General features: G+C 71.5%; 20 protein-coding genes and 1 riboswitch. Of the genes, 4 read left to right on the top strand and 16 right to left on the bottom strand.

Annotated features, from left to right (window positions below; translation table 11 throughout):
* Positions 1–54: 54 nt before the first annotated feature.
* Both E1269_RS16490 and E1269_RS16485 read right to left on the bottom strand, forming a co-directional pair.
* Positions 55–786, bottom strand: coding sequence for a lysophospholipid acyltransferase family protein (locus E1269_RS16490; protein WP_131896422.1), 732 nt, complete (start codon positions 784–786; stop codon positions 55–57).
* Positions 787–841: 55 nt separating this feature from the next.
* A complete protein-coding gene (locus E1269_RS16485) occupies positions 842–1,588 on the bottom strand; it encodes a hypothetical protein (protein ID WP_131896420.1) in 747 nt (248 codons plus the stop codon).
* Between the two features lie 209 nt (positions 1,589–1,797).
* A riboswitch (TPP riboswitch) is annotated at positions 1,798–1,903 on the top strand.
* A gap of 103 nt (positions 1,904–2,006) precedes the next feature.
* Here E1269_RS16485 and E1269_RS16480 point away from each other — a divergent pair.
* The 3 genes from E1269_RS16480 to E1269_RS16470 are packed head-to-tail and all read left to right on the top strand — an operon-like array spanning position 2,007 to position 4,902.
* A complete protein-coding gene (locus E1269_RS16480) occupies positions 2,007–2,621 on the top strand; it encodes an ECF transporter S component (RefSeq protein ID WP_131896418.1) in 615 nt (204 codons plus the stop codon).
* Positions 2,621–4,099 (top strand): ABC transporter ATP-binding protein, encoded by a 1,479-nt coding sequence (locus tag E1269_RS16475; protein WP_131896416.1) that lies wholly within the window; start codon positions 2,621–2,623, stop codon positions 4,097–4,099. The genes E1269_RS16480 and E1269_RS16475 overlap by 1 nt, the downstream gene beginning before the upstream one ends.
* Positions 4,096–4,902 carry an energy-coupling factor transporter transmembrane component T family protein gene (locus E1269_RS16470; protein ID WP_203433738.1) on the top strand — a complete coding sequence of 269 codons (807 nt, stop codon included), beginning with the start codon at positions 4,096–4,098 and terminating at the stop codon, positions 4,900–4,902. The genes E1269_RS16475 and E1269_RS16470 overlap by 4 nt, the downstream gene beginning before the upstream one ends.
* A gap of 240 nt (positions 4,903–5,142) precedes the next feature.
* Here the strand turns inward: E1269_RS16470 and E1269_RS16465 are convergent, their stop codons facing one another.
* Complete coding sequence (locus E1269_RS16465) at positions 5,143–5,598, bottom strand: MarR family winged helix-turn-helix transcriptional regulator (protein ID WP_131896414.1); 456 nt, start codon at positions 5,596–5,598, stop codon at positions 5,143–5,145.
* A gap of 112 nt (positions 5,599–5,710) precedes the next feature.
* On the opposite strand from E1269_RS16465, the gene E1269_RS16460 reads away from it, so the two are divergent.
* Positions 5,711–6,859, top strand: a complete 1,149-nt coding sequence (locus E1269_RS16460; protein WP_131896412.1) for an Mrp/NBP35 family ATP-binding protein — start codon at positions 5,711–5,713, stop codon at positions 6,857–6,859.
* A gap of 810 nt (positions 6,860–7,669) precedes the next feature.
* On the opposite strand, the gene E1269_RS33850 is transcribed toward E1269_RS16460, so the two are convergent.
* From E1269_RS33850 to sigE, 13 genes are all read right to left on the bottom strand, one after another.
* Entirely contained in the window at positions 7,670–8,278 is a 609-nt protein-coding gene (locus E1269_RS33850) for a response regulator (protein WP_131896410.1), read from the bottom strand.
* Between the two features lie 520 nt (positions 8,279–8,798).
* Positions 8,799–10,865 (bottom strand): glucosidase family protein, encoded by a 2,067-nt coding sequence (locus E1269_RS16450; RefSeq protein ID WP_131896408.1) that lies wholly within the window; start codon positions 10,863–10,865, stop codon positions 8,799–8,801.
* A gap of 19 nt (positions 10,866–10,884) precedes the next feature.
* Entirely contained in the window at positions 10,885–12,126 is a 1,242-nt protein-coding gene (locus E1269_RS16445; protein WP_131896406.1) for an enolase C-terminal domain-like protein, read from the bottom strand.
* A gap of 4 nt (positions 12,127–12,130) precedes the next feature.
* Positions 12,131–12,925, bottom strand: coding sequence for an SDR family NAD(P)-dependent oxidoreductase (locus E1269_RS16440; protein WP_131896404.1), 795 nt, complete (start codon positions 12,923–12,925; stop codon positions 12,131–12,133).
* Between the two features lie 11 nt (positions 12,926–12,936).
* Positions 12,937–13,755 carry a carbohydrate ABC transporter permease gene (locus E1269_RS16435; RefSeq protein WP_131896402.1) on the bottom strand — a complete coding sequence of 273 codons (819 nt, stop codon included), beginning with the start codon at positions 13,753–13,755 and terminating at the stop codon, positions 12,937–12,939.
* Between the two features lie 5 nt (positions 13,756–13,760).
* Positions 13,761–14,699, bottom strand: a complete 939-nt coding sequence (locus tag E1269_RS16430; RefSeq protein WP_131896400.1) for a carbohydrate ABC transporter permease — start codon at positions 14,697–14,699, stop codon at positions 13,761–13,763.
* A 38-nt stretch (positions 14,700–14,737) separates the two neighbouring features.
* The gene (locus E1269_RS16425) at positions 14,738–16,000 is read right to left on the bottom strand and encodes an ABC transporter substrate-binding protein (RefSeq protein ID WP_131896398.1); all 1,263 of its coding nucleotides are present in this window, start codon (positions 15,998–16,000) and stop codon (positions 14,738–14,740) included.
* Between the two features lie 88 nt (positions 16,001–16,088).
* The gene (locus E1269_RS16420) at positions 16,089–16,781 is read right to left on the bottom strand and encodes a FadR/GntR family transcriptional regulator (RefSeq protein WP_203433734.1); all 693 of its coding nucleotides are present in this window, start codon (positions 16,779–16,781) and stop codon (positions 16,089–16,091) included.
* Between the two features lie 753 nt (positions 16,782–17,534).
* Entirely contained in the window at positions 17,535–18,515 is a 981-nt protein-coding gene (locus tag E1269_RS16415; protein WP_131896396.1) for a twin-arginine translocase TatA/TatE family subunit, read from the bottom strand.
* A gap of 57 nt (positions 18,516–18,572) precedes the next feature.
* Complete coding sequence (locus E1269_RS16410; protein WP_131896394.1) at positions 18,573–19,925, bottom strand: S1C family serine protease; 1,353 nt, start codon at positions 19,923–19,925, stop codon at positions 18,573–18,575.
* Positions 19,926–19,982: 57 nt separating this feature from the next.
* On the bottom strand, positions 19,983–21,095 hold the full coding sequence (locus E1269_RS16405) for a sigma-E factor regulatory protein RseB domain-containing protein (RefSeq protein ID WP_162606449.1): 1,113 nt from the start codon (positions 21,093–21,095) through the stop codon (positions 19,983–19,985).
* A complete protein-coding gene (locus tag E1269_RS32295) occupies positions 21,092–21,664 on the bottom strand; it encodes an anti-sigma factor family protein (RefSeq protein ID WP_162606448.1) in 573 nt (190 codons plus the stop codon). The genes E1269_RS16405 and E1269_RS32295 overlap by 4 nt, the downstream gene beginning before the upstream one ends.
* A complete protein-coding gene (gene sigE, locus E1269_RS16400) occupies positions 21,661–22,302 on the bottom strand; it encodes an RNA polymerase sigma factor SigE (RefSeq protein WP_131896489.1) in 642 nt (213 codons plus the stop codon). Before sigE ends, E1269_RS32295 begins: the two co-directional genes overlap by 4 nt.
* Positions 22,303–22,377 lie beyond the last annotated feature (75 nt).

The raw sequence follows: 22,377 nt of genomic DNA, 5'->3' as shown, positions 1-22,377 counted from the left end.
GTGTCGGCTCCGCAGCCGCGGAGCCGTATCTACAGTGCATCGGGCTGCGCGCGTTCACAATGGCTTTTCCCGCTGGTCCAGGTCTACATCGGGCACCGTCTCGCCGGAGACGACCCGCCACACGTCGGCGACCCGCTCTTGGAGGAGTTCGACGACGTCGCGCAGCGGCAGCCCGGTGTACTCGTCGGGCAGCACCGGCCGTCCGACCCGCAGCCGGATCGTGGGCCGGCGCACGATGGACGTCAGCGCGCCGCCGAGGCTGCGCGCCACCGACCCCGACCCGATGCGGCGCGCGTCGTGGTGCGCGACCGGCACCACCGGGGCCTTCGCATCGGCGGCCAGCCGGCCCACGCCGAAGCGGAACCGGCGCGGCGACCCGTCCAGTGTCGCCGACACGTCGCCCTCCGGGTAGATGCCGACCACCTCGCCGCGGCCGAGCGCGTCGTGGGCGGCCTTGAGCGCGGCCGCGCCGGCCTGCCGGCCGCCGACCTCGATCATGCCTGCCTGCCGGGCCAGCGGCCCGATGAAGGGGTTGCCGAACACCAGCGACGAGGCCATGAACCGCACGTGACCGTGGTCGACGCCGCAGCCGTCGCGGTGGCAGGGGATGCTGGGGCGCAGACCGGCGTGGTAGAGCGTGGAGAGCACCGGAGGTACGTCGGCGATGGTGGTGTGGTTGACGGCGACGATGGCCGGCCCACGCAGCGGCAGGTGGCCGAGCCCCTCAACCTCGACCCGGCCGAACAGCCTGGTCAGACCGGTGGCGACGGCGCCGACGAGTTCCACGGATGCAGACTAGCTCACCGCGCCGACAGGGCGCGGACGGCGGTGCTGGCGCGAGTCACGAGGCCGGGATCTTCGTGAGGTCGACGACGGCGTCCTCGGCCGGCGGGGTGATCGCGACCTCGGTGCCGTAGCCGCTGAACGTGATGACGCCGGCACCGACCGAGGCGCCCTTCTCCTCCAGCCGCAGCGGCAGCGGCTCGCCGGTGGCCGCGACCCAGAGCGTCCCACCGGTCTCGGGGAACAGCAGGCCGACCGCCGGCTGACCGTCGACCTCGGTGACCTCGGTCATGTTCGTCGGGGCCTCGGCGCCCAGCACAGCGCTGGCGAACGCGGAGCCGTCGGCGAAGATGGCGAACCCGGACGCGGCCTCCGCCGAGATCAGCAGCCACTTGCCGGCGATGGTGGTGTCGACGTCGGCGCCCACCTGCGCGGCCAGACTGGCGGTGTCGCCGGTGACGTAGATCCCGGCGGTGGTGGCGACCAGCTGGACGGTGGTCTCCGTGCCCACCGTGCCGGTCGAGCCGACGCCGTCGTGGAACGCGATGTCGATGGCGTTGCCCGCGACCGTGGTGCCGGTGACGCGGTACGTCCCGGCACCACGCATCGCCGTGATGGCTCGCTCGAGGACCTCCGGCGGCGCCAGCTCGTTGATGCCGTTGGCCGCGTCGCTCCGCTCGTCCATGCTGATCTGCGCGAGCGGCGCGACGGCCTGGTGTTCCGGGCCGGATGTACAAGCTGTCAAGGCCACGGTCAGCGCCACCGTGGTAGCGGCTGCAGCCAGTCGGCGAACGACCAGTTGCATCAGCGGCGGACCTCTCCTACCCAAGGATCAGGCGGTGTGCACTGAGGCGGCTCCGGGCGGAGCGCCTCATGGAGCATACCCACCGTTCGTCCCGGTCGTCACCGAAACGTTACCTGGCTCTCGCCCGCCGGCCACCTCCGGAGCGTCATCGTCGCTGATCAACACGGGTGGGACGAAAGGGGTGTAATCTCGTTCACGAGATAACTTCATACCCACGACAGGGGAGCGCTGCAGCGCTGAGAGTGCGGGACCAACCCGCAGACCCTCGAACCTGATCCGGGTAATGCCGGCGCAGGAAGTCGACACCTCGACAGCGGCAGCGCGTCTTGGCGGGCCTCGATGGCCCCGCGAAGGCGCGCTGACCCATGTCCGCACCGGTTCCCTGTCGTACGTCCCCCAGTGCGAGAGGAGCCTTCCGATGGCCCAGTCCCGGAGCCAGGACCAGACCGACCATCTCGGCCGGCAGCGGTGGCGCACGGTCGACATCGTCGTCGCGTCGGTGCTCGGTGTGACATTCGGGCTGTTGTTCGCGGTCTGGAACAACCTCATCTACACCACCGTCAGCGGACCGTTGGATGGAACGCCGACCGGTCCGCTGGTGGCCGGCGTCTGGCTGCTGCCGGCGGTGGTCGGCGGCCTGGTGATCCGCAAGGCCGGTGCGGCGCTGTACACCGAGGTCGTGGCGGCGACGCTGTCCATCTTCTTCGGCTCGGTGTGGGGCCTGTCGGTGTTCATGTCCGGTGTCTGGCAGGGCCTGGGCGCGGAACTGGTGTTCGCGCTGCTGCTCTACCGCCGCTGGGGCCTTGGGGCCGCGGTGCTCGCCGGTGGCGGCGCCGGCGTGGCGATGGGCGTCTACGAGATCATCGTGTCCGTCCCGCAGTACTCGGCCGACTGGAAGCTGGTCTACGTGCTGTGCGCGATCGCCACCGGGCTGGTCGTCGCCGGCGTCCTGGGGCACCTGCTGGTGCGGGCACTGGCCCGCACCGGCGTCCTGGCGTCGTTCGCCTCCGGCCGCACGCAGAGCGAGATCTGATGCCGGCTGCCGCGATCAGCCTGCGTGGCTGGGGCTGGCGCTACGCGGGCCGGAAGGCGTGGGCCTGCCGCGGGGTCGACCTGGAGATCGCCGCCGGCGAGCGGGTGCTCCTGGTCGGCCCATCCGGGGCCGGCAAGTCGACGGTGCTGCGCGCCGTCGCCGGGCTCCTGGACCCGCAGACCGCCGCCGAGCAGGAGGGCAAGGTTCTGGTCGACGGGCGGCCCGCGGCAACCACGCGCGACCGCGTCGGCGTGCTGTTCCAGGATCCCGAGGCGTCGCTGGTGATGTCGCGCTCCGGCGACGACGTCGCGTTCGGCCTGGAGAACGCCGGCGTCCCCGCCGACCAGATCTGGCCGCGGGTCGACGCCGCCCTGCGCGAGGTCGGCTTCGGGTACGGACGCGACCGCCCCACGACGGCGCTCTCCGGCGGCGAGCAGCAGCGGCTGGCCCTGGCCGGTGCGCTGGCACGCCGTCCGTCGATGCTGGTACTGGACGAGCCGACGGCGAACCTCGACCCGCCGGGCGCCGCGGCGGTGCTGGGCGCGGTGACCGCGACGGTGGCGCCCACCACCGGCGGTGCCCGAACGGACACCACGCTGCTGATCGTCGAGCACCGGGTCGACGACGTCGTCGGGCTGGTTGACCGCGTCGTCGTGCTCGAACCCGGCGGCGGGGTCGTCGACGACGGCACCCCGGCCGAGGTCTTCGGCCGGCGCGGCGCCGCGCTGGCCGCCGCTGGCGTGTGGGTGCCCGCTCCATGGGGCCCGCCGCCACCGCCGTACGTCCCCGGGCCCGGCGGCGAACCACTTCTCGCCGCCCGCGACCTCGCCCTGACCTACCCGCGCACCGACCGCCCCGCCCTCGACGGTGTCCACCTCACCGTCCGCCGCGGCGAGGCCACCGCCGTCACCGGCCCGAACGGCAGCGGCAAGTCCACCCTGGCGATGCTGCTGGCTGGTCTGCTTCCGCCCGACGCCGGCACCGTCGAGCTCAACGACTCCCCCGGCCGGCCGTTGCACAGGTGGCGCTCCCGCGCGCTGTGCCGGCGCGTCGGTACCGTCTTCCAGGACCCTGAGCACCAGTTCGTCGCCCGGACCGTGCGCGACGAACTCCTGGTCGGGCCGCGCCGGGTCGGCCTCGACGCCGTCGTGGCCAGAGAGCGCTGCGACGAGCTGCTGGCCCGGCTCCGGCTGGACCGACTGGCCGGCGCCAACCCGTTCGCACTGTCCGGCGGCGAGAAGCGCCGCCTCTCGGTGGCGGCGGTGCTGGCGACGTCACCGGACCTGCTGGTCATGGACGAGCCGACGTTCGGCCAGGACGCGCAGACCTGGGCCGAGCTGCTCGACCTGTGCGTCCAGCTGCGCACGGACGGGACGGCCATCGTCGCGGTCACGCACGACCAGGCGTTCGCGACCGCGCTGGCCGATCACCGGGTCCAGGTCGCGGCCGGCCGGCTCACGACGGAGGTGGCCGCGTGACCCTGCTGCAGACCCACATCTCCGCCGACCCCGCCGCGCCGCTGGCCAGGCGCAACCCCGTCGCCAAGATCGGTGCCGCCCTGCTGCCGTTGCTGGCGCTGCTGGTCAGCGTGGACCCCGTGACGTCGACGCTGCTGCTGGCGGCGGCGCTGGCCAGCGTCCCAGCATGGGGGCTGCGGTGGCGCGGGCTGGTGCGCCGGCTGTGGCCGCTGGGGCTGGCCGTCGCGATGGTCGCGCTGGGCAACGCGGTCTTCACCGACCGCAAGGGCGGCGAGACACTGCTGGACCTCGGACCGCTGCTGGTGACCACGGAGAGCCTGGCGGCGGGGGCCGTCGCCGGGCTGCGCGTGGCGGCGATCGCGCTGCCGGGCGTGCTAGCGGTGCTCACCATCGATCCGGTCGACCTCGCCGACGCCCTCGTCCAGCAGCTTCGGGTGCCGCCGCGGTTCGCCTACGGGTCGCTGGCCGCGTTCCGCCTGGCGCCACTCACCGCAGCTGAGTGGGAGGTGCTGGGCCGGTCCCGCCGGGCACGAGGGCTGGGCGGCGACCGCAACCCATTCGCCGCCGCGTCCGTCCTGGCCGGGCGGTTGTTCGCGCTGCTCGTCGGCGCGGTACGGCGCGGCACCCAGCTGGCGGCGGCGATGGACGCCCGCGGCTTCGACTCCACTGCCCAGCGGACCTCCGCCCGGCGGCAGGCGTTCGCCCGGGCCGACGCCGCACTGGTCGCCGGTTCGGTCGCGCTGACGGCCGCAGCCGTCACCCTCGCCGTCGTCACCGGCGCCTGGAACCCCGTCCTCGGCTGATCTCAGTCCTGTCGGCACCGGCTCCCATCTGGCGTCTGTGCGGGCGGAGTGGCAGACGAACTCGGCGTGGTCCGCCTACCCCGCGCCCCGGCCTCCAAAATGATCACGTTCAGCACGAAATCCCGTGTCGCACAAGGCGTGCAAGCCTGGTGATGCACAGGCAATCCTGCTGAACGTGATCATCCCGGGCGGGCGAGGGTGGTTGCGGCGGGTTGGATCAGCGGTCACGCGACGAGGGGGTCAGGGCTCGATTCGGCGAAGGAGGGAGGCGAGGGTGGCCAGCTCCTCCTCGTCGAACCGGCCGACGACGTACTCGTGGATGCCGCGCAGGTGGGTGCCGCTGGCCTCGCGCAGCCGCTCGTAGCCGACATCGGTCAGGACGGCGTAGAAGCCGCGACCGTCGCGCTCGGCCGGGGAGCGGGCGACCAGGCCCTCGTCCACCATCCGGTCGACCAGCCGGGTGAGGCCGCTGGGCGAGAGCATGACGCGCTCGGCCAGCTCGCTCATTCGTAGCCGGCGGTGGTCGGCCTCCAGCAGCCGGACCAGCACGTCGTACCAGGCCAGCGGCATGTTGTGTCGGTCGAGCAGGTCAGCCTCGAGGCGCCGCAGCACCCGCGCCTGCACCTTGATGAACTGGCGCCACACCTCGAACTGTTCCGGCGTGACCCACTGGTCGGTGTCCTTGCTGGCCGTCATGGTGTCCAGATAGTAAGCGCCGACCAGCCGCATATCGCGCAGAAGCGCGCAGATGCGTCCGAGCACAGGACGCCACGCCCGGTGCCGATCGCCGCGGACGTAGCATCGACGTATGAGCGCGCTCCTAACCGCCGAGGACGTCACCACGGCCCTCGCCGACGTCAAAGACCCGGAGATCAGGCGGCCCATCACCGAGTTGAACATGGTCAAGTCGGTGGATGTGGCGGCGGACGGCCGGGTCACCGTCGAGGTGTATCTCACCGTCGCCGGCTGTCCGTTGCGCGACACCATCACCCGCGACGTCTCGGCGGCGGTCATGGCGCTGGACGGCTCCACATCGGTGGACGTCGTGCTGGATGTGATGTCGGCCGAGCAGCGCGCGGACCTGTCCCGGCAGTTGCGCGGTGGCGCACCGGAGCGCGAGATCCCGTTCGTCAAGCCCGGCTCGCTCACTCGGGTCTACGCCGTCGCGTCCGGCAAGGGTGGTGTGGGCAAGTCGTCGGTGACGGCGAACCTCGCGGCCGCGATGGCCGCCGACGGCGTGTCGGTCGGCCTGGTCGACGCCGACATCTACGGGCACTCGATCCCACGGATGTTCGGCATCGAGGGCTCACAGCCGACCGTCGTCGAGAAGATGATCATGCCGGTGCCGGCGCACGGGGTGAAGGTCATCTCCACCGAGATGTTCAAGCCCGACCGCGACACCCCCGTCGCCTGGCGCGGGCCCATGCTCCACCGGGCGCTGCAGCAGTTTCTCACCGACGTGTACTGGGGCGATCTCGACGTCCTGCTGCTCGACCTGCCGCCCGGCACCGGCGACGTCGCCATCTCGCTGGCACAGCTGCTGCCCAACGCCGAGATCCTCGTCGTGACGACACCGCAGCTCGCGGCCGCGGAGGTCGCCGAGCGGGCCGGGTCGATAGCCATCCAGACCCACCAGCAGGTCGCGGGCGTCATCGAGAACATGTCTTACCTGCCGTGCCCGCACTGCGGCGACGAGCACCGCCTCGAGGTGTTCGGCAGCGGTGGCGGGCAACGTGTCGCCGACGGGTTGTCGCGCCGGCTGGGCACCGCGGTCCCGCTGCTGGGCGAGATCGCACTGGACACCCGGCTGCGCGAGGGCGGCGACGCCGGGCAGCCCTTGGTGCTCACCGAGGCCGACGCTCCGGGCGCGCAGGCGATGCGCGACATCGCCCGCCGGCTGTCGCACCGGCAGCGCGGCCTGGCCGGCATGTCGCTGAGCCTGTCCCCTGCCGGCTGACCGGCGCATGCGCGCCGGCCCGGCCCTGCTGCTCGCCGCGGCCCTGACGACGACGTGCGGCGGCACGTCCGCGCACCATCATCACAGTGGCGAGGCGACGCCCCAAGGCGCTGCGCCGGGCACCCCAGTCACGGCAAAGCTGTCGACACCGCCCGGCACGCTGCTGCTCGGTTCCCCGTTCGCGTATGCCGACGCGCCGGACGGGCCCGTCGCCGGTGTCGAGGCCCTGCTGCTGGTGACCGGCGACCCCGTCGAGGCCTTCGCCGACCTCGTCGAGCAGGTGACGGCGGCCGGGCTGGAGGCGCTCACGTACCACCCCGACGAGCAGACCGACCCCGCGTTCTGCCAGGTAGCCGACGTTTCCTACCCCGACGCCGTGGGCGAACGCCGGCCGCTGGGGTCACCGGACGTGCCCGACGACGAGCTGTCGCTGGAGTGCGCGGCACACGCGTTCGGGCCCGGCGGGTACCGGTTGGACGTCCAGCTCATCGTAAGCGAGCGGGCCGAACCGTACCTGTCGTTCATCCGGCTGACCGAGGTCCACGACACCCCGTCGTCGCCGCTGCCCGATCTGGAGGCGCCGGCGCCGCCACCGGCGGGTGAGTCGCCGGTCATCCCGCCGCCGTTCCCAGCACTACCCGCTGCGGGCGACGCGCTCGGCGAGCCGTTCGTCCCCGGTGGCGAGGACTACCGCCTCCTCGACGGGTTCGAGCTGCTCGCGCCGCCGGTCATGCCGACCTGCGCGACCGGCGGCTTCGTCGCCGTCGTGCGCGTCACCGACGATGCCGGCCTGGACGACGCCGTCGACGCTTACGTGGACCACCTGGCCGAGACGGCGTTCGCGAAGGCATCGCCCCCGGACAGCGACGTCACGACCGAGCAGGACGGCGTGGCGACGCGGCGAGTGGTGCTCAGCGGTGCCGGCGCCGGGACGGCCACCGTCACCGGAGTCGCTCGCGACGGCAGCACGTACCTGCTCCTGGACCGCTGCAACGACTGACCGGCGGGAACCCGGAGCCGGGGTGCGCCGTCCAGGCCGCGCAGCCGGGCCACCAGCTCCTCCAGGCTGAACGGCTTGGTCACGTAGTCGTCGCCGCCGGGGGTGAGACCGGCCACCCGGTCCTCCACGGCGTCGCGGGCGGTCAGGAACAGCACCGGCACGTCGGGTTGGTGGGTCCGGATGCGGCGCATGACGTCGATGCCGTCGACGTCGGGCTGCATGATGTCGAGCACGACGGCGTCAGGTGCGAGCTCGATCGTGGCGCGGATCGCGTCCCCGCCGGACAGCGCCGTCGACGTCACCCACCCCTCGTAGCGCAGCGCGGAGGTCAGCAGCTCGGCCAGGTTCGGCTCGTCGTCGACCACCAGGACCCGCGGCGGCGAGCCGTCCGCCCGGGTCAGCGTCGCCGGTTCTGTCATGTTTCAGGTGTAAGGGCGCAAGTTGTGGGCACGTTATGAGCGGCCTGTGAACCAGCGGCCGTAGGACCCGCGGCCAGTTGGCCGCGCGGCGGGCAGGGCGTCGCCACCCCCGGGGGAGGTGGCGACGTCCTGTTATCGCCGGTCAGCTGGCGGTTCCGGCCTCCGACCGGACTCGGACTCGTCGTCCGAGCCGTGGTCGCCCAGCAGCAAGCCACCGGTCACGGCCGCGGGTGACGATCGGCGTTCTCCAGCGCTGCAGCCGCTGGCGGGTGGGTGTGGTGGTCGTGTCGGACATCGGTCCTCCAGGTGAGGGCGGTGGACACGCCCCGATCGGTGCGATGTCCCGCGGCTCGCCGCCGAAGTTGAGCGCCGGCCCGGCCCGCCCTGTGCGCCCGCTGTGCATCGTGCGCTCCCGCCCGTTGACCATGGGCGGATCGGGGTCCCGGGGCTGGCGGAACCCCGATCCGGCCACGATCAACGGGTGCGTCACACCGACGACGCGGTCACACCCACGAAGTGCTCAACCGATGACGCCGTCTACTGAGACGTCCACCAGCGCGTCGCCGATCCGCAGATTTCGCAACCGGGCGCCGGGGTCGACCGCGGCCAGCTGGGACTCCACCCAGACCGTCCCGTCCACGTCCGGCCGGACACCGAAGAATCCCTCGACGACCAGCGCCGCCCACGCGCCCGCGGCCGAGCAAGACCAGTCGATCATGTACGGGATCTGCGGCGGCGCCTTCACCGCTCCGCCGTTGACCGGATCACCCGCCTCCTCGACGAGGTGTGCCTGCGCGGGCGGGCCCTGGTTGGCGGTGCGGGCCAGGCCGGGCAGCCAGTCCGCGGCGACGTCGGGCCGGCCCAGCTCGATGAGCGACCGGGCGGCGTCGGCGGGCCAGGCTGGGTAGGCCCCGTTCCACTGGTGGTCCGGGCGCAGGCTGAAGCTGGCGTCGTCGTCGTACGGCGACAGCGCCCGCATCCACGCCGGTGTGCGCAGCTCGCGGACGAAGAACTCGACCATCTCCGCGCGCTGCCGTTCGGGCAGGTCGGCGGCGATGGTCATGCCGACTGTGGTGAAGTCGTAGCAGTGCCGCACCGGGACCATCCGGCCGTCGGGCTGCCGGGCGTGCCAGAACCCCTCGCCCTCGACGTAGAGCTCACGCACGTGCGGTACCAGTGCGGCGGCCCGCTCACGCAGGTCCGCGGCCGCGCCGTCGTCGCCGCGCAGCGAGGCGATATCGGCAGCGGCCCGCATGCACCACACGTTGGCGGCGTTGAGGCTGGCCACCTCGTGGATGTAGGAACTGACGCATTCCATGAGGTTGTCGATCTCGCCGTAGTCGGCCAGCGCGTGCGACGTGCGGAACCGCTCCCAGGCGGTGGCCCAGTCGCTGACGTGGTCGGCGACCGGCCGCGCCGGGCCGTCGTGCGCGGCCAGCTTGACCTCGAGGAAGTCGGGCCGGCCGTTCCAGCGCACGTAGTCGCGGACCAGACGGGTCATGGCGTAGTCGTTGACGGAGTACCAGTAGCCGGCCGGCCCGCCGGTCTGCCACTCGGTGCCGAAGTGCCGGTGAATGTCCAGCGCGATCCAGTGCTCGATCTGCTTGCGCATCGGCTCCGGGTCCAGCAGCGCGTGGATCATCGAGCTGAGGCTGAAGTCCCAGATGAACGTGGTGGTCTGCCAGTTCCGGGGCATCAAGGTGTCGTAGACCCGGCCGAGAACGCTGGCCGGGTTGTCACGGCGGAACCAGATGACGCCCAGCACACCCCACCAGTAGAGCCGGCGCAGCGCGTCGTTCGACGTCTCCAGGGTCGGGACGTGCCCGCTGAACTCGTTGTTGCCGGGGGTGAACGCGGCCTCCAGCGTGGCGTTCCAGGAGTCGCGGGCCGCGGCGATCCCTCCGGGCACGTCCGCCACGGCGGCGTCGTAGGCCGCCAGCGCCTCCTCCTCGGCGACGGCGATGACGTGCGCGTAGCCGAGCCGGTAGGTGGCTCCGGCATCGATGGTCGCGTCGACCTCGACCGAGCGGCCGCGCACTCGAGCGTCGTCGGCGTCGACGCCCTGGACGCTCACCGCGGCCGACGACGATGCCCGGCCCAGCAGTGCCGCCCGGCCGGCCGCGAGCTCCAGCGTGTTCGGCTCCGACGGGGGGATCGACGCGCGCCACGGTGTCGTCCGCGTGACCGACGACGCGACCGACAGGCCCAGCCGGACCGTCCGCGGCGCGTCGGAGATGTTCGTGACCTCGATGTCGACGACGACACCGCTGAGGCCGGGCGGTGTCGCCGTCGTCGTCGTGATGGCCAGGTCGCCCAGCTGAGCGGAGCGGACCACGCGGTCCGGGCGCCACTGGACCGAGACCGGCGAGCCGAAGGACCGGAACAGCCGGCCGTCGACGAACAGCGCCGCGGTGACGGTGTCACCGTGGGAGACCGGCGCGAAGTTGACGCTGCGCACGGCCGTCACGTCGTGGTCGACCTGGACGGCGCCGAGGAAGTTGGTCAGCCCCGGCGGGTTGAACATGTCGTCGTAGCGCTGCGTGACGGTGTCGGCGGTGAAGTCGTCGACGGTCGGTGTCACCCGCATGGATCGATCAGAACCCTTCTCACGAGGCGAGGTCGACGGGACCGGCGGCGGCCGGGTCGGCCCAGCTGCCGTTGGGGAGCAGCGGGTACCAGCCGGGGCGGCCGGGGTCGCGATCGTACGGGTAGCTGCCCAACTCGCGGTACAGCTCGGCGTACTCGGCCAGCTTGTCCCGGTCTAGCGTGACGCCGAGCCCCGGCGCCGCCGGCACGTCGATGGCCCCGTCGCGGTAGGCCAGCGGCCCGCCGGTGACGACGTCGCCGGTCAGATGGTGGTAGTGGGCGTCGGCCGCGAACGACAGGTTGGGCACGACGGCGCCCAGGTGGAGCATCGTCGCCAGCTGGATGCCCAGCTCGCCAGACGAGTGCACCGCGACGCCGAGCTGGAACGTCTCGCACACCCCGGCGGCGCGAATGCACGGGCGAATGCCGCCCCAGAACGTCGTGTCGAGCAGGACGACGTCGACGGCGGGGTCGCGGACGTTCGCCGCCAGCTGCTCGAAGTTGACCACGACGGTGTTGGTGGCGATCGGGATCGTCGTACGCTCGCGGACCCGGCGCAGGCCGTTCATGCCGTACGTGGGATCCTCGAGGTAGTCGTTGTCGAGGTCCTCGATGGCCCTGGCGAACCGGATGCCGTCCTCGACGGAGAGCGCGCCGTTCGGGTCGTGGCGCAGCCGGTCGCCGGGGAACGCCTCGGCCAGCGCGCGGTAGCACTCGAGCTCGTACTCCGGCGGGAACACACCCCCCTTGAGCTTGTGGACGGTGAAACCTCGGCGGGCCTTGAGCTCGCGGGCCTGCTCGACCAGCTGCTCCGGGGTGCGGACCTCGCCGGTTCCGTCGGCCGCCGGGTAGCGGAAGAACAGGTAGCTGGCGAAGGGCACGCGGTCGCGCACCTTGCCGCCGAGCAGCTCGTGCACGGGCACGCCCAGGTGCTGACCCTGCAGGTCCAGGCAGGCGAACTCGATGGCCGCCAGCAGCTGGGTGCGGTTGTTGTAGAGGCTGGCGGTCGGGTTGGCCAGCATGAACCGCAGCGCCTCGGTGCGGGCGGGGTCGTGGCCGACGAGGTACTCGCGCAGGCCGCGCACGGCCTCCTCCGCGCTCTGCCCGCCGCCGCCCATCTCCCCCAGGCCGATCAGCCCGTTGTCGGCCTCGACCTCCACGACCGTCCGGACGAACCGCCCCCAGTGCGCGCCGTTGCTGTGCCGCAGCGGCGCCTCGAGCGGCACCGTGACGGTGGTCGCTCGTACGTCCACGATGTGCATCTGCTCAGTTACCCCCTGTCGATTCCGGCAGCGCTACCCCCAGCGCCGCCCGGACGCCACCGTCGACGACCAGTTCGGTGCCGGTGACGAAGCTCGCCTGCGGTCCGGCCAGGTACGCGATCGCGTCCGCCACCTCGCCGGGCCGGGCCACCCGGCCGAGCGGGTGCGTGCGGCCCCACTCCGCGACGACGTCGTCGGCCGGGCGGCCGTCGCTGAACAGCTCGGCGGCCCAGCGCAGCATCGGCGTGTCGACCGAGCCCGGGCAGACGGCGTTGACACGGACCCCGTCGCGCGCGTGGTCGACGGCCATCGACCGGACCAGCGCCAACAGTGCGCCTTTGGTGGCGGCGTAGGCGGCCACTCCGGACTGCGACGCGTAGGCCTGGATGGACGACACGACGACGACGCTGCCGCCGCCGTCGGCCCGCAGCAGTGGCATCAGGTGATGGCAGGTCGCGAAGACCCCGCGCAGGTTGACGCCGACGACCTCGTCGAACAGCTCCATGCTGGTCTCCTCGACGGTGCCGTACCGCTGGATGCCGGCAGCGCAGACCAGGGCGTCGATGGTCTCGAACTCCTCGGCCAGCTCCGCGGCGCGCCGCCCGACCGCTACGTCGTCGGCGACGTCGAGCTGCTGCGTGCGCACGGTCCACCCGGCATCGGCGGCCCGGCCGGCCAGATCGTCCAGTGCCGCGGCGTCGCGATCCAACGCGACCACCAGCTCACCGTCGTTCGCGAACCGCTCGACGGCGGCCCGCCCGATGCCCGCGCCACCACCGGTGACCACGACAACCCTCATCGGGTTTCCTCCTAGAACTGGCCGAGGTTGAGGCCCCGGCTGAAGATGCGCTGGGTGGACAGGAACAGCACGACCGTCGGCAGCGACACCAGCAGGCCGCCGGCGAGGACCGTCACCAGCTGGGACCCGCCGTAGGTGTTCTGCAGGCTGGTCAGCGCCGTCATGAGCGGGCGGACCTCGTCGGACTGGCTCAGCACCAGCCCAAGCAGCAGGTCGTTCCAGACGAACGTGGCCTGCAGGATGAACACCGCCACCAGCGCGCTGGTGGACATCGGCAGGTAGATGCGCCAGAAGATCCGCCAGGTGGTGGCTCCGTCCATGACCGCGGCCTCGAACACCTGGTGCGCGATGCCGCCGAGGAAGTTGCGCATGACCAGCGCGGAGAACGGCAGCGTGATGGCCGTGTAGATGGCGAGCATGCCGAGCCGGCTGTCGTAGATCTCGGCCTCGACGTAGCCCACGAACAACGGCATCAGGATCATCTGCAGCGGGAACACCGTGCCGCCGAAGACGAGCACGAACCAAAAGAACCCGTGCCGCAGCCGCAGCGCGACGATGCCGAAGCCGATCGCGGCGCCGATCAGCACCGCCAGCGCCGGTGCGACGACGCTGTAGATGAGGGTGCTCGTGACCGCGTCGGCGAGGCCCGCCAGCTCCCAGGCCTCCTGGATGTTGTCGAACAGGGCGAACTCGCCGACCGGCCGCCAGACCTGGTCCGAGGCGTAACGCGCCGCGGGCTTCGCGGCGTTGACGACCAGCAGGTACACCGGCACCAGCCAGATGAGGCCGAGGATCAGCAGGATGGCGGGGCGCAGCACGCGAGCGGCCATGGACGTCACACCGTCCTCTCGGTCGACAGCTGGCGGCGCAGGTAGGTGATGGCGGCGATGAACGTCACGACGGTCAGGAACACCGCGACCGCCGAGCCGGCCCCGTAGGCGCTGGTCACGAACGTCTCCTCGTACATGGTGACCGCGAGCGTCTCGGAGTTGCGGCCAGGCCCGCCCTTGGTCATCACCCAGATGATGTCGAACGTCTTCAGGCTGGCCACCAGCGACAGCCCGACGACGACCGTGGTCAGGGGGCGCAGCATCGGCCAGTGCATGTGCCGGAACATCCGCCAGCCGGAGGCACCGTCGAGCTTGGCCGCCTCGATCGGCTCCCGCGGGATCGACTGCAGCCCTATGACGAACAGCAGCGCGTTCACGCCGGTCTGCTGCCAGGCGGCGGCCCCGATCATCACCAGCGTGTTCATCGGCGCGTCCAGCAGCCAGCGGGAGTCGGCACCGGGCAGGCCGAGAGCGTCCAGCGCCTGGCTCAGCCCGCCGCCGTTTTGGAGCACGAACCGCCAGACGACGCCGACGGCGACGCCGGAGATCGCGTACGGGATGAGGAACGGCAGCCGGAACCAGCTGCCGAACCGCATCCCGTGCGACAGCACCGCGATCAGCAGACCCAGGCTGACCGGCACCGTGATGGTGCCGACGACCCAGATCAGGGTGTTGCGCAGCGAGGTGGTGAAGTTGGGATCCGCGAACATGTCGCGGTAGTTGTCCAGGCCGACCCACGACGGTGAGCCGAGACCGTTGTACTCGGTGAAGCTGATCCACGTCGTCCACAGGAACGGCAGATACAGCAGCACCGCCACCACGAGCACCGCCGGCAGGCTGAACGCCCGCGCGGACCATCGGTACGACCCGCGACGGCGCCGGCGCGACGCCGCCGTCGGGTGCTCGGGTGTCTGTTCAGGCGCGGCGACGGCCAGCCCGGACATCGGTCAACTCCTCCCGTGCTTCGTCCTCGCGTGCCGGATCAGCCCTGGCTGCTCCAGTAGGCGTCCGCCTCGGCCTGGATGGTCTCCAGGATCGGCATCGGGTCGCCCGGGTTGGTGACGAACGCACTGAAGCCGTCCAGCGCGGCGGCCAGCACCGGCACCGGCGTCGCCTCGAAGTACCGCTCCAGCAGCAGGTAGGACTCGGCGCTGGCCTCCTCGTTGAGAGCCGCCAGTTGCTCGTCGTTGACCAGTGCCTTCGGGTTGAAGGACACGTCACCGCGGGCGTTGGCCCACGCCGTCTGCGCCTCCTCGCTCATCCACCAGTCGGCATACTGCAGTGCGGTGTCGCGGTTCTCCGCCTCCTCGGCGGTGCACATCGGGCCAGTCTCGAAGATCAGCGACGTCTGCGGGAGCTCGGCGTTGACGTTCGGGATGATGAAGAAGTCGTAGTCGGTGCCGGACACCATGTCCACGCTGTTCAGCTGGCCGCTGAGGAACGTCCCGAAGTTGATCATCGCGACGGTGCCGTTCTTCAGCTGGTCCTGCGGCGTGGTCTGGTCGCCCGGGTCACCGAAGTAGCCGGCCTCGAGCATCCCCCGCCACTGGTTCATCACCTCGACGACGCCGGGGTCGGTGTAGCTGGCCTCGCCGCTGGACAGCGCGTTGTACAGCTCCGGGTCGGTGCCGGCCAGCAGGGTCTGGAACCAGACGAACGAGAACAGGATGTTCGTCTCGTAGAACGGCGTGACGCCCGCGGCCAGCAGGGTGTCGGCGGCGGTCATCAGCTCGGCCCAGCTGGTCGGCTCGGCCAGACCGTGCTCGTCGAAGATCGCCTTGTTGTAGTACATGACCCAGTAGGCGGCGTTCATCGGGACGCAGTACTGATCTTCGCCGACGGTGAAGTACTCGCGCATTGCCTCAGGGACATCGCCGTTGTCGATCGCGGCCTGCCAGATGTCCGTCGTCGGCGCCACCAGACCCTCGGCGACCAGGTCCTCCAGCTCGCTGCCGGTGTGCCAGGTGAACAGCTCGGGCTTCTCGTCGGTGCGGAACGCCTGCCGGATGAAGGCCGAGTACTGGTCGGCGTCGGAGTAGCCGGTGAAGTCCAGGCCCAGACCCAGGCTGCTCTCGGACACGTCGGACACCTCGAGGAACTGTGGTTCCCATGCGGCCTTGTCGGTGTAGAAGGCCACGGTGCCCGGCGCCTCGGCAGCTTCGTCGTCGCCATCGCCGCCGCACGCGGCCAGGACGAGCGCCGACGCTGCCAGGGCAGCGACCGCCCCGCTGTAACGGAGTCTCACGTTCGACCACCTCGTTGTTGTGAATACTTGACTTTTGAAATAACCGATCGGCACGCGATCGTGACACGTCAGTATGTCCGACGAGTGCTCAATGTTCGGAGCCGAGGTTGCGAGCTCTTATCACGTCGATGACGTTCGTCAGGTGCTCGTGCGTCGCCCCGAAGGCCTCGTCGGCGCTCCCGTCGACCACGGCCCGGATGATCCGCTGGTGCTCGGCGAAGTCCTCGGACTCGTCGCCGTGCAGCCGCAGGATCTCGCGCTGCTCCTGCGCGTGGACCAGCACGATCGAGTCGACCACTTCGGCCAGGACGGTGTTGCCGGAGGCCTGCGCCAGGGCGCGGTGGAACTCGAGGTTGACGATCCAGAGCCGCTCGTCGTGCAGGCGCAAGCACTGCTCGGCCTCGTCGAGCGTCTCGGTCAGCCGGGCCACACCGTCGGGATCGCGGACGGTGGCGGCCATCGCGGCGATCGGCGGCTCGATGGTCCGCCGCGCCTCGAGCAGGTCGATCAGGCGCTCACCGGTGAGGATGGGGCTGTGCGGATTCGGCAGCACCGAGCGGCCCACGTTCTCGCCCACGTACACCCCGGACCCGTGCCGCAGCACGACGACCCCCATCGCCTCCAGCCGGCGCAGCGCCTCCCGCATGGTCGGGACGGCGACGGAGAACCTGGTGGCGAGCGTACGGACCGTGTCGAGCTGGCCGCCGGGCTCGAGGCGCTGCTCACGGATCAGTTCGACCACGCCGGTGGCGAGCTCGTCCGCCAGGGTGCGGCGGCTCACGTCACCCACGTTCACCGGCGTCCCCTCGACTGCGAGCGTTGCGATCGATGTACGCCGGGCGCCTGGAGCGAGCGTCGACGGACGCCCGGCGTGGAATTGATTAGATCACTAGGTGATTTTCCGCGTCGAGGCCTCGTGATCCAATCGCAACAAACCCCGACGCCCCAGCCCTTGATCATCGGCGATCGACCCCACCCTGGTGGTTGCGTCATCGACCGTGCCCGCATTAACCACCTCCGCGGGCGACGTCGGCGGCGGCGTCCAGGCGCCACTCCGCGGCGGCCAGCAAGCTTGGGTGTGAGATGGATGCGGCAACGGTGCGGCGTCGTTGTCGCGGGCGCGACGGTGCCCTCACGTTGCTGGCACACCCATCTCGCACCGCTGCCTGGCCAGAGGGCCGGCCGCGGGTCGACGCGGATCGAAGGCGTGGTTCCACCGCCGATGCCTTGATCATGTTCCTTTGCGGTCGCCGACGACGCAGGCGCGCAAGTCCGGCGACCGCGGCGCCGACCGGAGAATCCGCGGGCTCGCGAACGCCTGGCACACTGAAGCGCTCCACGAACCGGGCATATCCGGCGCAGCTGGTCGCTTTCAGCGAGCCAGGGTCACCGTCAGCGAGCCATGCACGCGGCACAGCAGATCTTGCGCTTGGACGAACGGCAACGGCGACTCAGACGACAGCCGCCGAGGAGACCGCGGGGGAACATGATCAAGGGTGTCGGGTGCCGCGAGGAGCGTCGCGACAGAACCTGCTCAGGTCGCGTCGGGGTCGAAGCGCGGAGGCGACTCGCCGCCGGGGGCGACGCCGGCAACGATCCCGCCGTCCACGTCCGTACCTCCGGCCGCGCCGGCTGCGTCACCGCCATTGGCAGTGCCGGCGGCAGGAGCCGTGCCGGCCGCGGCGGCCTTGCGGGCAGTGCTGGTCTTGGCTGCGGCGCCCGCACTGTCGGCAGCAGCTGTCTTGCGCGCGGCGCTCGTTTTTCGGGCAGCGCTGGTCTTGCTGGCCGTGGTCTTACTGGCCGTGGTCTTACTGGCCGTGGACTTGCTGGCCGTGGACTTGCTGGCCGTGGACTTGCTGGCCGTGGACTTGCTGGCCGTGGACTTGCTGGCCGTGGACTTGCGGGCCGCGCTGGTCTTGCTGGCCGTGGACTTGCGGGCCGCGCTGGTCTTGCTGGCCGTGGTCTTGCGGGCCGCGCCAGCGGCTGGGGGGCTCGCGTCCGCCGACGCCTCGGGTGAGCCAACGGCGGACGAGGACGCCGATGCGGTGGACGACGAGGTCGATGCCGCCGAGGCGTCTGCGCCGGCCGTACCGGTAGCGGCCTTGGCGCTCGCGCTGCCGCCGTCGGTGTCAACCGGCACCGGGTCTGGCGGCGGCTGTTCGTGCGAGGTGGAGCTCTTGCGGCTCTGGCTGGTCTTCTTCGCCGCGCCGTTGCGCGACTTCGGCTCGTCGTCGAGGCCGATGTCGTCCAGGCCGAGGTCGACGCCGTCGAGGACCTTGCTGCGCACGAACGACTTGGGGTTGCGCAGGTCGGCCAGCGTCTTCAGGTCGTCCTTGTCGATGCCGAGGTCACCGACGCTGCCGGAGAGATCGCGGCGGGCATTGGCCACCATGGTCCGCAGGTCGCGGATGAACGATGCGGCCTGGCGGGCCATCTCCGGCAGCCGATCCGGACCGAAGACCAGCAGGGCCACGACGAGCAGGACGAACACCTCGCCGATCCCAATGTCGAACACTACCGGCCCCCACGTCGTGGCATGCGTGCATCCGTCCGACCAAGAGTACGTTGCACGTCAACCCACCGCCGACTCGAGAGTGATTGTCACTTCCATGGTTTCGCCGTCCCGCTCGACGATCAGCGTGATCTCTTCGCCGGGCTCGTGCGACCGCAGCCGGACGATCAGTTCCGCGGGCGTGCGGATCTCGGAGTCCTCGATCTGGAGTATCACGTCGCCGGAGCGGATGCCGACCGCGTCGGCGGGGCCGCCGGGGGTGACACCCGGGCCGTTCTCGCCGTCCTGCGCCACCCGGGCGCCCGGTCCGGTGAAGCTGTTGTCCAGCAGCACGCCCATGATCGGGTAGACGGCCTCGCCGTCGCGGATGAGCTGCTCGGCGGTCCGCTGGACCTGCTCGATCGGGATGGCGAACCCAAGGCCGATGGAGCCGGTCTCGGCGCTCATGCCCAGGCTGGCGATGGCGGAGTTCACGCCGATGACCCGGCCGGCGCTGTCGACCAGCGGACCGCCGGAGTTGCCCGGGTTGATGGCGGCGTCGGTCTGCAAAGCGTTGATGTAGGACTGGCCGTCCGGCTCGCCGCCTGCGGTGACCGGCCGCTCAAGCGCGGAGATGATGCCGCTGGTGACGGTGGCGTCCAGGCCGAGCGGACTGCCGATGGCGACGACGGGGTCGCCGACGGCCACCGAGCCGGAGTCACCGAAGACCACCGGCTGGAGGTCGTCGGCGTCGATCTCCAGGACCGCGACGTCGTAGCTGGGGCTGGCCCCGACGAGCTGGGCCTCCAGCCGGCGGCCGTCGAACAGCACCAGGTCGATGGCGCCGCCGTCGGCGGCCGAGGCGATGACGTGGTTGTTGGTCAGGACGTAGCCGTCCTCGGAGATGATGAAACCCGAGCCACTCGCCTCGGCCGCGGTGACGGAGACGACGCTCGGCAGCACACTGGCGGCCACCCCGGCGATGGACTCCGGCGGCCGCTCGACCAGCCCCGTCGGGTCGGCGCCGATGACGGTGACCGTGCCGGCGCCGCCGTCGTCGTCGTCCAGCGCCTCGGCCACGAGACCGCCCACGCCGCCGGCCACGAGCGTCAGCAGCAGGATGCCGACGACGGCCAGTCCGCGGCGCCGCTTCGGCTGGCGACGGTGCCCGGCCGGCGGCCCTGGGACCGCGTCCGGACCGGGGACGGTGTCCGGCGCGGCGGCTCCTGGAGCGCCCAGTGGCGCAGTGACGAGGCCGTTCCCAGCACCCTCACGACGCTGCACGGCACCGGCCGGCGCTGGGCCTCCCGGCGCGGGCTGCGGTGCCAGCTGGCCGGTTCGGTCGGTGTAGCGCCAGGCTCCGCCGGCCCACGGCACGCCGCCGCTCCCGTCCGGGGAGGCCGGCTGCCCGAGACTCGTCCACCCTGCCTTCATGCCGTCATTCTCCACGTCGATCGGGCCGGACGCACGGTCCGGTTCGTCCCACCGCGGTCAGTCGAAGGGGTTGAGCCACGAGCCGACTCGCCCGGCGCCGCGACCGATGCGGTCGAGGAAGCCGTCCTTGTCCTCCTGCGGCTGGGCGGCCGGCTCCGGCGGCAGCGCGTCGAGCAGGTCGCCGACGACGTCGAGCGGAGCCTCGGCGACGACGGTGATGACGCGGTCGCCGCTGGACCACATCAGCCGCGCCGGTGGGCCGGGGCGCGTGTACACGACCCCGTCGCCGTAGTCGGCGGTCTGGTAGCCCTCAAGCTTCTCCGGGTCGAGCCAGCCGACCTGCTCGAACACCGATACCGTCATGACGCCGTCGGAGTAGCTGAGCTGGATGGCGTCGCCGACCTGGCGTGCCTCGTAGAGGACCATGCCGTCGGCGATCTCGCCCGGGCAGTGCCAGCCCTCGTCGCGCAGCTCGGCGATGTCGTTCCAGCGCAGCATCGACTCGTCGGTGTCGAACGTGTCGACCTCGTCGACCGCGGTGCCGGCACCGGTCTTGCAGCAGTGGCCGGAGGTGCCGATGTTGACCTCGACGAACGCGCTGGCACTGAGCGGGTAGCCGTCATCGTCGAACGCCTCGCGCCGCAGCGGCAGGGCCGTCTCGCGGTCGATCCACAGCCTGGCCGCGACCGAGCCGTCCTGCCGGCGCGCCTCGACGACGTCGGTGTGCCGCCCGGCCACCTGGTCCTCGCCGGCCAGCCGGACGGTGTAGGCGCCGAGCAGGAGGTCGGCCGGGCCGTCGCCGGCCAGCCACCGGGTGGCGGTGCGGCCGTCGAGGATGGCGGTCTGGCGGTCGTGCAGGCTGATCTCGGTGGACCCGCCGGCCTCGTGCCGCACCTGGACGACGGCGCTGGTGGCGGCAGCGGACTTGGCCAGCGCGGACCAGGTGGAGACGTACTGGGTGCCGCTGTAGGAGACGCGCTCGGCCGAACTGGCCGACTGGCGCAGCAGCTCGACGGCACGGGGGTCGTCGCCGGTGTCGCGCGACGAGGCCAGCGGGGCCTGGACGAACACGGCCAGCGCGCTGACCAGCAGGGGCACGGCGAGTACCGGTACGACGAGAGCGGCGAGTCCGCCTGCCACACCGGTGCCTGCGCGGTGGCCGAAGCTCACCAGCCGTCCCCCACGGTGGCGCTCGGGGTGACGAGGAAGGGCGCCGGCTCGGCGAACGGCAGGACGCCGGTGGACCGGGCGTGCTCTTCGGTGAACTCCTCCAGCGGCGGGACCACGCTGACCGGCGCCTCGGGCGTGTCGGGCGAGTCGGACGGGCCGCCGAGCGAGGCGAGCAGGACCAGCATCGCGCCGGTGGTACACATGCCCAGCGCCGCCACCCGGACGACGCGCACCCGGCGTGGCGACCGTTCCGGGCCGCGGCCGAACTTCGGACCGGCGACGGGGCGGGTGTCGCGTGGGCGCCATGCCGCCACCGGGGCGGGGTGGGAGTCTGCGGCCGGCGGCGGCAGCGGCTCGCCGGGCTCGGCCAGGAGCAGGAGCTTCTGGACCAGCCGCTCCGACGGCTGCGCGTCGGGCAGGGATCGCAGGGCGTTCTTCGCGTCGCGCTCCAGCTCGACGGCCTCGCGGCATTGCGCGCAGACAGTCAGGTGGACCAGAGCACGGTCGCGTTCATCGTGTTCGAGGCGGTCGTCGACGAGATCGCTGATCCGCTCGTCGAGATGTTTCATGCCGGATCTCCGTGTTCGCGCGGCGCGTCGGCCCCAGGCTGCTCAGCCTCGAGAGCGCTGGCATCGTCAGGCGCGCGGTGGTCCAGCGCCGCCCGCAACTGTGCCCGTCCACGGTGGATGCGGCTGCGGACGGTGCCCAGCTTGATGCCCAGGGTCGCCGCGATCTCTTCGTACGACAGGCCCTCGATGTCGCAGAGCACCACCGCGGCCCGGAAGTCCGGCGGCAGTGCCTCGAGAGCTCGCTGGATGTCCGCGTCGAGCATCCGGTCGGCGACCACGCGCTCGGGCGTGGGCTCGCGTCCGTGCAACCGTTCGGCGGCATCGTCGGCCAGGGCGTCGAACCGGATGCGCTGCTTGCGGCGCACCGAGTCGAGGAACAGGTTGGTGGTGATGCGGTGCAGCCAGCCCTCGAACGTGCCCGGGGTGTAGGACGACAGCGAACGGAAGACCCGGACGAACACGTCCTGAGTGAGGTCCTCGGCGTCGTGGGCGTTTCCGGTCAGCCGGTAGGCGAGCCGGTAGACGCGCGCCGAGTGCTCACGGACGATTTCGTCCCAGCTCGGCGGCGTCCAGGTCTCAGCGTCAGCCACCTCGGGACCTCCCTCGACACGGCTCGCCGGTGCGAGCGCTACGTCCATGGTCACCCATTGCCCCTTTCGTGGCCAATCAGGGAAGCCCCCCATCTATTCCTGACGTTCCCTCGACCCAGGAAC

Source organism: Jiangella asiatica (genome assembly GCF_004349065.1).
Classification (GTDB): domain Bacteria; phylum Actinomycetota; class Actinomycetes; order Jiangellales; family Jiangellaceae; genus Jiangella; species Jiangella asiatica.
Note: the sequence above shows the minus strand (reverse complement) of the source record. Positions and strands in the feature narration are given on the sequence as shown.

Coding starts and splice junctions, on each gene's coding strand:
- E1269_RS16485 (WP_131896420.1), bottom strand. CDS start 1,588: ATGCAACTGGTCGTTCGCCGACTGGCTGCAGCCGCTACCACGGTGGCG.
- E1269_RS16480 (WP_131896418.1), top strand. CDS start 2,007: ATGGCCCAGTCCCGGAGCCAGGACCAGACCGACCATCTCGGCCGGCAG.
- E1269_RS16475 (WP_131896416.1), top strand. CDS start 2,621: ATGCCGGCTGCCGCGATCAGCCTGCGTGGCTGGGGCTGGCGCTACGCG.
- E1269_RS16465 (WP_131896414.1), bottom strand. CDS start 5,598: ATGACGGCCAGCAAGGACACCGACCAGTGGGTCACGCCGGAACAGTTC.
- E1269_RS16460 (WP_131896412.1), top strand. CDS start 5,711: ATGAGCGCGCTCCTAACCGCCGAGGACGTCACCACGGCCCTCGCCGAC.
- E1269_RS33850 (WP_131896410.1), bottom strand. CDS start 8,278: ATGACAGAACCGGCGACGCTGACCCGGGCGGACGGCTCGCCGCCGCGG.
- E1269_RS16450 (WP_131896408.1), bottom strand. CDS start 10,865: ATGCGGGTGACACCGACCGTCGACGACTTCACCGCCGACACCGTCACG.
- E1269_RS16445 (WP_131896406.1), bottom strand. CDS start 12,126: ATGCACATCGTGGACGTACGAGCGACCACCGTCACGGTGCCGCTCGAG.
- E1269_RS16440 (WP_131896404.1), bottom strand. CDS start 12,925: ATGAGGGTTGTCGTGGTCACCGGTGGTGGCGCGGGCATCGGGCGGGCC.
- E1269_RS16435 (WP_131896402.1), bottom strand. CDS start 13,755: ATGGCCGCTCGCGTGCTGCGCCCCGCCATCCTGCTGATCCTCGGCCTC.
- E1269_RS16430 (WP_131896400.1), bottom strand. CDS start 14,699: ATGTCCGGGCTGGCCGTCGCCGCGCCTGAACAGACACCCGAGCACCCG.
- E1269_RS16410 (WP_131896394.1), bottom strand. CDS start 19,925: ATGAAGGCAGGGTGGACGAGTCTCGGGCAGCCGGCCTCCCCGGACGGG.
- E1269_RS32295 (WP_162606448.1), bottom strand. CDS start 21,664: ATGAAACATCTCGACGAGCGGATCAGCGATCTCGTCGACGACCGCCTC.
- sigE (WP_131896489.1), bottom strand. CDS start 22,302: ATGGACGTAGCGCTCGCACCGGCGAGCCGTGTCGAGGGAGGTCCCGAG.